This window comes from Streptosporangium vulgare (genome assembly GCF_042428775.1).
In the GTDB taxonomy this organism is placed as follows: Bacteria; Actinomycetota; Actinomycetes; order Streptosporangiales; family Streptosporangiaceae; genus Streptosporangium; species Streptosporangium vulgare.
This window is the reverse complement of sequence record NZ_JBHMBS010000037.1, coordinates 63,948-74,043: the sequence shown is the minus strand read 5'-3', so window position 1 is coordinate 74,043 and position 10,096 is coordinate 63,948. Positions and strand designations below refer to the sequence as shown.

General features: G+C 68.4%; 8 protein-coding genes. 6 read left to right on the top strand and 2 right to left on the bottom strand.

Annotated features, from left to right (window positions below; translation table 11 throughout):
• The 5 genes from ACFFRH_RS40145 to ACFFRH_RS40125 all read left to right on the top strand — a co-directional run.
• The coding region (locus ACFFRH_RS40145; protein WP_386162950.1) for a hypothetical protein at positions 1–208 on the top strand (208 nt) is incomplete at its 5' end.
• A gap of 114 nt (positions 209–322) precedes the next feature.
• Positions 323–802, top strand: coding sequence for an MmyB family transcriptional regulator (locus tag ACFFRH_RS40140; RefSeq protein ID WP_386162958.1), 480 nt, complete (start codon positions 323–325; stop codon positions 800–802).
• 116 nt (positions 803–918) lie between these two features.
• Positions 919–1,860: an NADP-dependent oxidoreductase gene (locus tag ACFFRH_RS40135; protein WP_386162948.1), complete on the top strand. Its 942-nt coding sequence runs from the start codon at positions 919–921 to the stop codon at positions 1,858–1,860.
• A 254-nt stretch (positions 1,861–2,114) separates the two neighbouring features.
• The gene (locus ACFFRH_RS40130) at positions 2,115–2,978 is read left to right on the top strand and encodes an oxidoreductase (protein ID WP_386162945.1); all 864 of its coding nucleotides are present in this window, start codon (positions 2,115–2,117) and stop codon (positions 2,976–2,978) included.
• A 57-nt stretch (positions 2,979–3,035) separates the two neighbouring features.
• Complete coding sequence (locus ACFFRH_RS40125) at positions 3,036–4,451, top strand: xylulokinase (protein ID WP_386162941.1); 1,416 nt, start codon at positions 3,036–3,038, stop codon at positions 4,449–4,451.
• 285 nt (positions 4,452–4,736) lie between these two features.
• Here the strand turns inward: ACFFRH_RS40125 and ACFFRH_RS40120 are convergent, their stop codons facing one another.
• Together ACFFRH_RS40120 and ACFFRH_RS40115 are read right to left on the bottom strand one after the other, a co-directional pair.
• Positions 4,737–5,393 carry a hypothetical protein gene (locus ACFFRH_RS40120; RefSeq protein WP_386162938.1) on the bottom strand — a complete coding sequence of 219 codons (657 nt, stop codon included), beginning with the start codon at positions 5,391–5,393 and terminating at the stop codon, positions 4,737–4,739.
• 250 nt (positions 5,394–5,643) lie between these two features.
• Positions 5,644–6,309 carry a GbsR/MarR family transcriptional regulator gene (locus ACFFRH_RS40115; protein WP_386162936.1) on the bottom strand — a complete coding sequence of 222 codons (666 nt, stop codon included), beginning with the start codon at positions 6,307–6,309 and terminating at the stop codon, positions 5,644–5,646.
• 629 nt (positions 6,310–6,938) lie between these two features.
• On the opposite strand from ACFFRH_RS40115, the gene ACFFRH_RS40110 reads away from it, so the two are divergent.
• Complete coding sequence (locus tag ACFFRH_RS40110) at positions 6,939–10,004, top strand: Tn3 family transposase (RefSeq protein WP_386162933.1); 3,066 nt, start codon at positions 6,939–6,941, stop codon at positions 10,002–10,004.
• Positions 10,005–10,096 lie beyond the last annotated feature (92 nt).

Sequence of the window (10,096 nt, the reverse complement as noted above, 5' to 3'; positions counted from 1 at the left end):
CCGCAGCAGAAACCCATTCCACAGACACTTACCGCTTAACCTGCAGAAACAGGATCACGCGGAGATCAACTCATACACCACTTCGCTGGACGTGACCCTGGTGGATCCCGACGAGGGCCAGGATCTGCTGGTCTTCATGGCCGAACCCGGATCGCCGAGTGAGGCGAAGCTCCGGCGGCTGATCACCATGGCCGGGGGCGAGGCGTGAGCCGAGCCTGACTCTCTTATCCATGGTCTGTCGTACCGTGGATGACGAGAACATTCACCCGCCTCCCGTTCTGCGCCACGCTTGAGTGGTCGAACCGGGAAGGCGGTGAGCAACATGGATCGGGAAATATTGGCGCACTTTCTCCAGGAACGCCATGACGAGGCGGCACCCGGCCGACCCGGTCACCGAGCCAGCCCGATCCTGGAGCTCATCGTCGAGCACCTGCCGGAGTACCCCGCGACGGTGTTCTCCCGGTTCGGCGAGGTGTTGCTGCAGACCCGTCCGGCGATCGCCCTGTTCGGCGATTACCCCCGGACCGGCGGATCGTCGCATTTTCTGGTCGATCGCTGGTTGAGCGACCCGTCGGCGCGTGAACGCTACCTCGTCGAGGTGGGTGTCCCCGTTCGGCGCCGCCCGAGGTGCTATCGGCATGTCGCACTGGGCGGGTTGGCGCTGTATCGCCACCTGCTGGTCTGTCCGGCGGAGCGCCAGGCGCTGCTGGTCTTCGTGGCTGTCCCCGGCTCCGCCAGCCACGCGAAGCTCCGTGCTCTGGCCGCCGGGAGCAACGAGGAGAGTTCTGCCGACCGGCGGTAACCCTGGCTGGGACGACTGTCACCCGCCGCATCACACTTGCTTCGAATTCGAAGCGTGCTAGTCTCAGAAGTGCTTCGAAATCGAAGCACAACGGATTCAGAAAGACGAGGCTCGTCATGAAGGCAGTGCGTTTCCACGAGTACGGCACCCCCGAGGTCCTGCGCTACGAAGACGTGGACCAGCCGATCCCCGGCGTCGGCGAGGTCCGGATCCGGGTGGCGGCGACGTCGTTCAACCCGGTCGAGGGCAACATCCGCGCCGGTGTCATGCAGGGCCCCATCCCGATCCGGCTGCCGCACACCCCTGGCATCGACATCGCGGGCACGGTCGACGCGCTCGGCGAGGACGTGACCGGCTTCGACATCGGTGACCGGGTGATCGGCGCCCTGCCGCTGACCAGCACCGGCGCGGCCGCCGAGTACGTCATCGCCCCGGCCCGGATTCTGGCGGCAGCCCCCACGAGCGTCCCGCTGGTGGACGCCGCCGGACTACCGCTGGTCGGGCTCACCGCGTGGCAGGCGCTGTTCGACCACGCGAAGCCGACCACCGGCCAGCGGGTGCTGATCAACGGCGCGGGCGGCGTCGTCGGCGGCTACGCGGTGCAGCTGGCCAAGAACGCCGGCGCGTACGTGATCGCCACGACCGGCCCGCGCAGCTCCGAGCAGGCCAAGACGGCCGGCGCCGACGAGATCCACGGCCCCGGGATCCCGGAGCTGTCCGAGCCGGTCGACGTCGTGCTCAACTTCGCCCCGATCGCCCCGGAGCAGATGACCGCCCTGGCCACCGTGATCCGGGACGGCGGCGTGCTGGTCAACACCACCGTGTGGATGCCCGCTGCGTCCGACGAGGCCCGCGGCGTACGGGGAATCAATCTTTTCTTCCGCCCCGACGCCGAACAGCTCGCCCAGCTGGTGACCCTGCTTGACGCCGGCAAGCTGCACCTCGGCGCGACCCGGCGGGTGCCGCTGGCCGGACTGGCGCAGGTGCACGCCGAAGTCGCCACCGCCCCGATCAACGGCAAGATCGTCTTCGTCGCCCCCAGCGCCACCCTCGACTAGAGGAAGGCACTCGGTCCCCACCCCGCGTTCGCCGCAGTGCTCGCCCCCATGGTTGAAGCCATGGCGGGCGGCACCCCCGGTGGCCGGTGACGTCCCCGCACGCCGGCCATCGCGGACCGGATCCGCGTACCTCGACATTCTTGTAGAAAGCGACCCTCCATGACTCTCTGGACCCCCACCCGCGTCGGCGCGATCGACCTGCCGCACCGACTCGCGATGGCGCCGATGACCCGCGACCGCTCCCGGGCGACGGTGTGCCCACCGACCTCAACCGCGAGTACTACACCCAGCGGGCGTCAATGGCTCTGATCATCACCGAGGGCACCCAGCCCTCCGCCGACGGTCAGGGCTACCTGTTGACCCCCGGCATTTACACCGCGGACCACATCGACGGCTGGCATGCGGTCACCGACGCCGTGCACGCCGCCGGCGGGCGGATCGTCGTGCAGCTCATGCACACCGGCCGCATCGCCCACTCGGACAACACCCCGCACCACCGTCAGCCGGTCGCCCCGTCCGCCGTGCGCCCCACCGGCCTCATGTTCACCGCCACGGGCCCGCAGGAGATGCCCACCCCGCGGGCGCTGGAGACCGGTGAGATCGCCGGGGTGGTCGACGAGTTCCGGCACGCGGCGGCGTCGGCCATCGCGGCCGGGTTCGACGGCGTCGAGCTGCACGGCGCCAACGGCTACCTGATCCACCAGTTCCTCTCCGGCAACGCCAACCAGCGCACCGACGGTTACGGCGGCACGATCGCCAACCGCATCCGCTTCGCCGTCGAGGTCGCCACCGCGGTGGCCGGCGAGATCGGCGCCGACCGCACCGGGCTGCGACTCTCACCCGCCAACCCCTACAACGACATCACCGAGAACGACACCCACGACCTGTACCCGGCCCTGATCAACGCCCTGACCCCGCTCAACCTCGCCTACCTGCACCTGATCCACGCGGGCGACGAGGAACTGCTGCGCAGGCTCCGTGCCGGCTGGCCGACGGCGCTGTTGCTCAACCGGGCCGGCCAACCCCTCGACCGCTTCCCTGCCCCCAGCGGCGTGGACCGCCGAAGGACGCCACAGGCCGGGGTGATCTTGACAGCACATCTGGTGCGGCTGAAATAATTTAGCTACTAGATAAATAAACTAACCGTCCCAGAGCTTCGCCCCCCCGGAGGACCGGTGCCCCTCGTCGCCGGGGTCGACTCGTCGACCCAGTCGTGCAAAGTCGTGATCCGTGACGCCGAGACCGGGAGGCTGGTGCGCGAAGGTCGCGCACCGCACCCCGTCGGCACCGCCGTGCCGCCGGCGGCGTGGGAGGCCGCGCTGTCCGACGCGGTCGCACAGGCCGGCGGATTGGACGACGTGGCGGCCGCCTCGATCGCCGGGCAGCAGCAGGGCATGGTGTGCCTGGACGACGGCGGTGCGGTGATCCGGGACGCCGTGCTGTGGAACGACACCCGCTCGGCCGGCGCCGCCGCCGACCTGATCTCGGACCTCGGTGGTGGCGAGACGGGACAGCGAGCATGGGCGGAGGCGGTCGGCCTGGTACCGGTGGCCAGCTTCACCGTCACCAAGCTGCGCTGGCTGGCCTCGGCGGAGCCGGACAACGCCGCCCGTACGGCCGCGGTGTGTCTGCCGCACGACTGGCTCACCTGGCGGCTGTCCGGCGCACCGGGGCTCGACGCGCTGCGCACCGACCGCAGCGAGGCCAGCGGGACCGGATACTGGTCGGCCGCGACCGGTGAGTACCGCCTGGACCTGCTCCGGTTGGCGTTCGGCCGCGACGATGTACTGCTGCCGCAGGTGCTCGGGCCGACCCGTCAGGCCGGGCACCTGCGCACCGGCGCGCCGCTGGGCCCCGGCGCCGGCGACTGCGCCGCGGCGGCGCTGGGTGTCGGTGCCGAGCCGGGCGACGTGATCGTGTCGATCGGCACCTCCGGCATCGTGTCCACCGTTTCCGACGTGCCGGCCGCGGACCCGAGCGGGATCGTGGCCGGGTACGCCGATATGACCGGCCGGTTCCTGCCGCTGGTGTGCACGCTCAACGCCGCCCGGGTGCTGGACGCGGCCGCGACCATGCTGGGAGTGGACCACGCAGGACTGTCGGCGCTGGCGCTGTCCGCACCGCCGGGCGCCGACGGGCTGGTCCTGGTGCCCTACCTGGAGGGCGAGCGCACACCGAACCGCCCGCACGCCACCGGAGCCGTGCACGGCCTGACCCTGCGGACCTCGACCCCCGCACACCTGGCCCGCGCGGCGGTGGAGGGCATGCTGTGCGGACTCGCCGACGGGCTGGACGCGATGATCGCGCAGGGCATGACGGTCAACCGGGTCATCCTGGTCGGCGGCGGTGCCCGCTCGGAGGCGGTGCGCCGGATCGCTCCCACGGTCTTCGGCCGTCCCGTGCTCGTCCCACCGCTGGGGGAGTACGTCGCCGACGGCGCCGCCCGTCAGGCGGCCTGGGTGTTGTCGGGCGGGCAGCGGCCGCCGTCGTGGACGGTCGGGCGGGTCGAGACGCACGAGGCGGACGCCGTGCCGGCGATCCGCGAACGGTACGCCGTGGCCCGCGCGAACATCCTCGACCGCGCCGGCTGACGGCGGCAGAGCCGGTCAGCGGGCGGCACCATTTCGGCGGTAGAAATTCGGGGGGCCAAAGCAGGCCGGTGCCTCGTGGAAACGGCCCCCCGGTTGTGCGAGGTCAGCGCTTTCCTCGTGCGGTGATGCGGTGATGCGTTCACCCAGGTCACCGTTCGCAGAACTCCTCTCGCGACCGGAACGTGTCGAGAGACGGTTCTGAGATGCTCAGGACCTGCGCGAATGTTCTGTCTCGTCCCCGGTGGCGCCGACCCTGAACGGAGCTCCTCGAACGCCGACGGCCGATCACCCCGTTCTCAGCCGCCACCCTTCGATGTGCGTGGGGGCGATGGTGTTCTGCGGGTACCAGCCCCACTCCTCACACCGGTCGCCGGTGACAGGCGTCGCGGAGCCGATCTTCCTGGTCCGCCACGCCTCGACGGCGTAGCTGACGTTGTACCCTTCCACCCCGTACTCGGCGACAAAGCGGGTGCGCGGCGGCACGGTCACACTCAGGGAGACCCCGATGGCGGTGGTGCGGCGCGCCACGATGGTGGAGCTGACATTGGCGGTGAGATAGGCGCCGGCGTTCGCGGTGACGCCGGTCGTCGCCGAGATGGAGTACTCCTGAGACACCGAGGACGAGATGTTGTAGTCGACGGGCAGGTCCGTGTTGTTGTCGAGCACCCGTCCGTCGCTGACGAGGAACTGCGGGGTGACCGACAGCGTCGTGAACCGGTACCCCTCCCAGGTGGCCACCGGCGGGCGGCCCGAGTAAAACAGGCGCCGCCACTCGGTGATGCTCCCAGGGCAGGGGACGATCTGGCCCGCGTACGCGGCGCTCGGGGTGAGCAGCACGGAAAGCAGGACGGCGATCGAGGTGATCAGGCCGGCCCGGCGGCCCGATCGGTGCCACGCCCGTAATCGCCGCCGTCCGGCACGACCCGCTTCGGCATTGTTCACGCTGACCTCCTTGAGGTTGCGGATGACGTTGGCCACCTCATGATCTGGGAGGTCCGCGCTCTCGGCTAGACCCGTTCTCCATACGGGGCGCACGAAATGGGGCGCACGAACGCCACCTCCTGGGCCGTCGCCGGGTCGGTGCCGGCGGACAGCGACGGACACCTGGACACCTGGACGCCTGCGGACGGGGCGGCGGTGTCGACATCGGACGACAGCACTCGAAATCCGGGCCACGATCCCTGCGGTCTGGTCACGGCGGCAGGTCGCGCCAGCGTTCGGCCGACGCCAGAGTGTCCAGGCTGATCCGCTCCAGGAACGCACCACCCCTGGCCAGGCGGCGTCCTACGGGCGTGTCGAGCCCGAGCGTCCGCCCCGCCGCCTTCGTGATCTCCGCCGCCGCGAGCGTCTGCCGCGAGCCGATCACCGTCGAGTGGTACCAGGCGTCGTCGTCGACCACGTAGATGTCGTGCCGTCGCTGCGGATCATGTTCGCGCCTGATCAGTCCCTGCCGGGTCAGGTAGCCCACCGCCATGGAGATCGAGGCGGGACTGACTTTCAACCCGCGCGACAGTTCGGCCGCGGTGAGTCTGCCGTCCTCGCTCGGCCACAGGCCGATGAGCACGCGCGCCACCATTTTCGGCAGGCCCATCCCGATCGCCGTCTCAACGACTCCCTCCTCCACCTCGAAGACCTTGCGGTCCTGGGGTTCGGCCGAACGTGCCGGGGTGTCGCGCCGCGCCCGCCGCACCGCCGCCTGGTGCGCCCACTCGGGGCGGTAGTCGCCGGAGCCGCCGTTGCGGCCGACCTCGCGGCCGACCTCGACGATCAGCCGTGAGGTCGGCCGCCTGGCGATCTCGGCGTAGGAGCGGCCTTCGGCGAGGCCGGTCCCGATGCGCCGGCGGTCCTGCAGGGTCAACCTTCCTTCTGGCATGGCGTCACTATTGCGTTCGGCATCACACAATGCAACGTTTCATTGCATTCGGCTTCAGCGTCAAAACATTAATTTATCGACTTCGACCTGTGCTTATATGCATTGATTGATTGACATAATTTCCGAAAGCAACGTAGCTTTCAATCGTGATGAACACGTACTATCGCGATGAGCCCTTCCGTCTGTCGGGAAATCCTGTCGTCAATCCGAGCTTGAAAGCGACCGCCCGGGGGTGTGCTTTCATTCCTGGTGTCCGGTTTCCTGGGCGGTGCAGGGCGGGTTCGGCGGATGTCGGGAAACCTGCTAATTCCGACACCCCGAGAAGGCGCCACAGCGCGATCAAGCCCCCTTCGGGGCTAGCGATACGTTTGAAACGGAGGACCGCCTTATGGTGGGCACGCAAGGTCCGCATGGGAGGCGCACTCTGATGAACGGGCTTCGCCGTACTGGACGGGGTGCCTGGATGAACCCTCCAGGCCGGTGGCGCGTCCCTTTGGTGTGAAGAGATCGTGTTTGACCGTCATCGCGCTGCTCGGGGTGCCGGTAAGAACGCTGTCATGAGCCCCAAACGGCGTTGATCTTGTCGTGATCTGCGTAGCCGATGCTGAGCGGGCATGACACGCCCCCCGCTTCACATCGACGAACTCGTCGAGCACTGGACGATCCTGGACGAGGAACGCGATCTCATCGCCGGAAAGCGCGGCGCAACACGACTCGCCTTCGGGATCTTGCTGAAGTTCTACACACAGCACGGCCGGTTTCCGCGAGGACGTTCCGAGCTGCCGGACGAGGTGGTCGAGCACGTGGCCAAGCAGGTCAAGGTGTCCGCCTCGGAGCTCGGCTTCTACGAGTGGTCCGGTTCGACGATCGAGTACCACCGCAGCCAGATCCGCAAGCACCTGGGCTTTCGCCTCTGCTCAACCGCCGATGCCACCAAGGTCGCGGTGTGGCTGGCCGAAAACGTCGCGAACGCCGAGCGGCGGCCCGAGCGGGTTCGCGAGGAACTGCTGAAGCATCTACGCGAGAACAGGATCGAGCCCCCAACACCGGGCCGCATCACCCGGATCGTGGGATCAGCCCTGCGGCAAGCCGAGACTGCCTGGTCGCTGCGGATCACCTCGCGGCTGGACGCTGACACGATCGAGCGGATCTGCGCGCTGGCCGACATCACCTTCGAGACCGCGCAGGACCAGGCAGCCAGCGCGGCGGTCCAGGCGCCAGGCGTCGTCGACGCGCCGGCGACTGAGCCGGAAGGCAGCACGCAAGACGACGATGAGGCCGACTTCGCCCTGCTCGCGTTCATCAAGTCGGCGGTGGGCAATGTGAGCCTGGAGTCGATGATGACCGAGATCCGCAAGCTGGTGGCGGTCCGGTCGATCGGATTGCCTCCGGGCCTGTTCGCCGATGTGGCGCCCAAGGTGCTGGCGGCCTGGCGGTCCCGGGCGGCGGTGGAGGCGCCCTCGCACATGCGCACCCATCCGCCGGAGCTGGCGGTGTTGCTGCTGGCGGCTCTGGTGCACGAGCGGGAACGGGAGATCACCGACACGCTGGTGGAGCTGCTCATCGCGACGGTGCACCGGATCAAGGCGCGCGCCGACAGCAAGGTGACCAAGGAGCTGATCAACGCGTTCAAGCGGGTGACCGGTAAGGAGAACATCCTGTTCAAGGTCGCCGACGCCGCTCTCGGCCACCCCGATGAGGCGGTCCGTGCGGTCATCTTCCCCGCCGTGGCCGGCGGCGAGCAGACGCTGAAGGACCTGGTGCACGAGTTCAAGACCAAAGGCCCGGTCTACCGCACCACGGTGCAGACCACGCTGCGCGCCTCCTACACCAACCACTACCGGCGGGGTCTGATCGCGCTGCTGGAGACCTTGGAGTTCAAGAGCACCAACACCGCTTACCAGCCCGTGATCAAGGCGCTGGAGCTGGTGCGCCGCTACGCCAAGGCGGGCAACACCACCTACTACCCGCGCGGCGAGACGGTGCCCGAGCACCGCGGGACGGCCGGCGCGTGGGAAGACCTGGTGTTCAAGACTGACAAGCGTGGACGTCGCCGGGTGGTGCGGATGGTGTATGAGATCGTCACCTTCCAGGCGCTGCGCGAGGCCCTGCGGTGCAAGGAGATCTGGGTCGTCGGCGCGCACTCCTTCCGCGACCCGGAGGAGGACCTGCCCAAGGACTTCCCCGAGCGGCGCGTGGAGAACTACGCCGAGCTGCGCAAGCCGCTGGCCCCCAGGGACTTCATCGCCGAATTGAAGGCCGAGATGCGCGCCGAGCTGGAGGCGCTGGACGCCGCGCTGCCCAAGCTGGACTGGGTGGAGATCGCCGAGCGCAAAGCCGGCGCGATCAAGCTGACGAAGATCGGGCCCGTCGAGGAACCCCGGAACCTGCGGAAGATCAAGAACGAGGTGAGCCGCCGGTGGGGCTCGGTCCCGCTGATCGACATGCTCAAGGAAGCGGTGTTGCGCACCGGCTGTCTGAACGCCGTCACCTCGGTCGCCGGCAACTCAAGCCTCAAGCCGGAGATCCTTGCCGAACGCCTCATGCTGGCGATCTTCGGCTACGGCACCAACACCGGGATTCGGGCGGTGGCCTCCGGTGGTCATGCCCACAGCGAAGACGACATCCGCTACGTTCGGCGCCGCTACCTGACCCCGCAGATCGCCACCGACATCGCGATCGCCATCGCGAACGCGACCTTCGCCGCCCGTGACGCCAGTTTGTGGGGCGAGGGGACGACCACCGTCGCCTCCGACTCCACGCACGTCAGAGCCTACGATCAGAACATTTTCACCGAGTGGCACTCCCGGTACGGCGGCCGCGGCATCCTCATCTACTGGCACGTGGAACGCGGATCCATGGTCGTGCACTCCCAGACGCTTCGCGCCTCTGCCTCCGAGGTGCACGCCATGGTGGAGGGCGCGGTGCGGCACGGCACCACCATGAAGGTGGAGGGCAACTACGTCGACTCGCACGGTCAATCCGAGATCGGGTTCGGGGTGACCAGGCTGTTGGGCTTCGACCTGCTGCCGCGCATCAAGCAGATCAACAAGGTGAAGCTGTACCGGGTGGAGAGCGGCGAGAGCGACCTGTATTCGCGGCTGACCCCGGCGATGACCCGGCCGATCCGCTGGGAGGTGATCGAGCAGAACTACGATCAGATGATCAAATACGCGACGGCCATCAAGCAGGGCACCGCGGCGACGGAGGCGATCTTGCGCCGGTTCACCGACTCCGCCTCCCACCCGACCTACCAGGCCATGCTGGAGGTCGGCCGCGCGCAGAAGACCATCTTCGTCGCCCGCTACCTGCGGCTGCGTGAGCTGCAGCGGGAGATCCAGGAAGGGCTCAACGTCGTGGAGTCCTCCAACGGCGCCAACTCGGTGATCTTCTACGGCAAGGGCGGCGACATCGCCACCAACCGGCGCGAGGAACTGGAGATGACCGTCTTGTGCCTGCGGATCCTTCAGGCGGCGCTCGTCTACATCAACACCCTGATGCTGCAAGACGTCCTGGCCGATCCCGCCATGGCCAAGCTGCTCAAGCCCGCCGATCGGCGCGGGCTGACTCCGCTGTTCTGGCAGCATGTCCAGCCCTACGGCGAGGTACGGCTCGATGTGGCCAAGCGCCTGCCTCTCGGCGACAGCACCGCTCGAGCGCAGGCAGGCGATCAGGCATAGCCCACGGCTTGACCAGCCCCCGCGGGGCGTGGACCGGCAGGCGGTTCGATACCGGGCACCGGTACAGCGGGTTAGCGCTGATGACCTTGGCT

Bases quoted from the DNA above. Each gene is read 5' to 3' on its own strand.
- ACFFRH_RS40140 (WP_386162958.1), top strand. From the start codon at position 323: ATGGATCGGGAAATATTGGCGCACTTTCTCCAGGAACGCCATGACGAG.
- ACFFRH_RS40135 (WP_386162948.1), top strand. From the start codon at position 919: ATGAAGGCAGTGCGTTTCCACGAGTACGGCACCCCCGAGGTCCTGCGC.
- ACFFRH_RS40110 (WP_386162933.1), top strand. From the start codon at position 6,939: ATGACACGCCCCCCGCTTCACATCGACGAACTCGTCGAGCACTGGACG.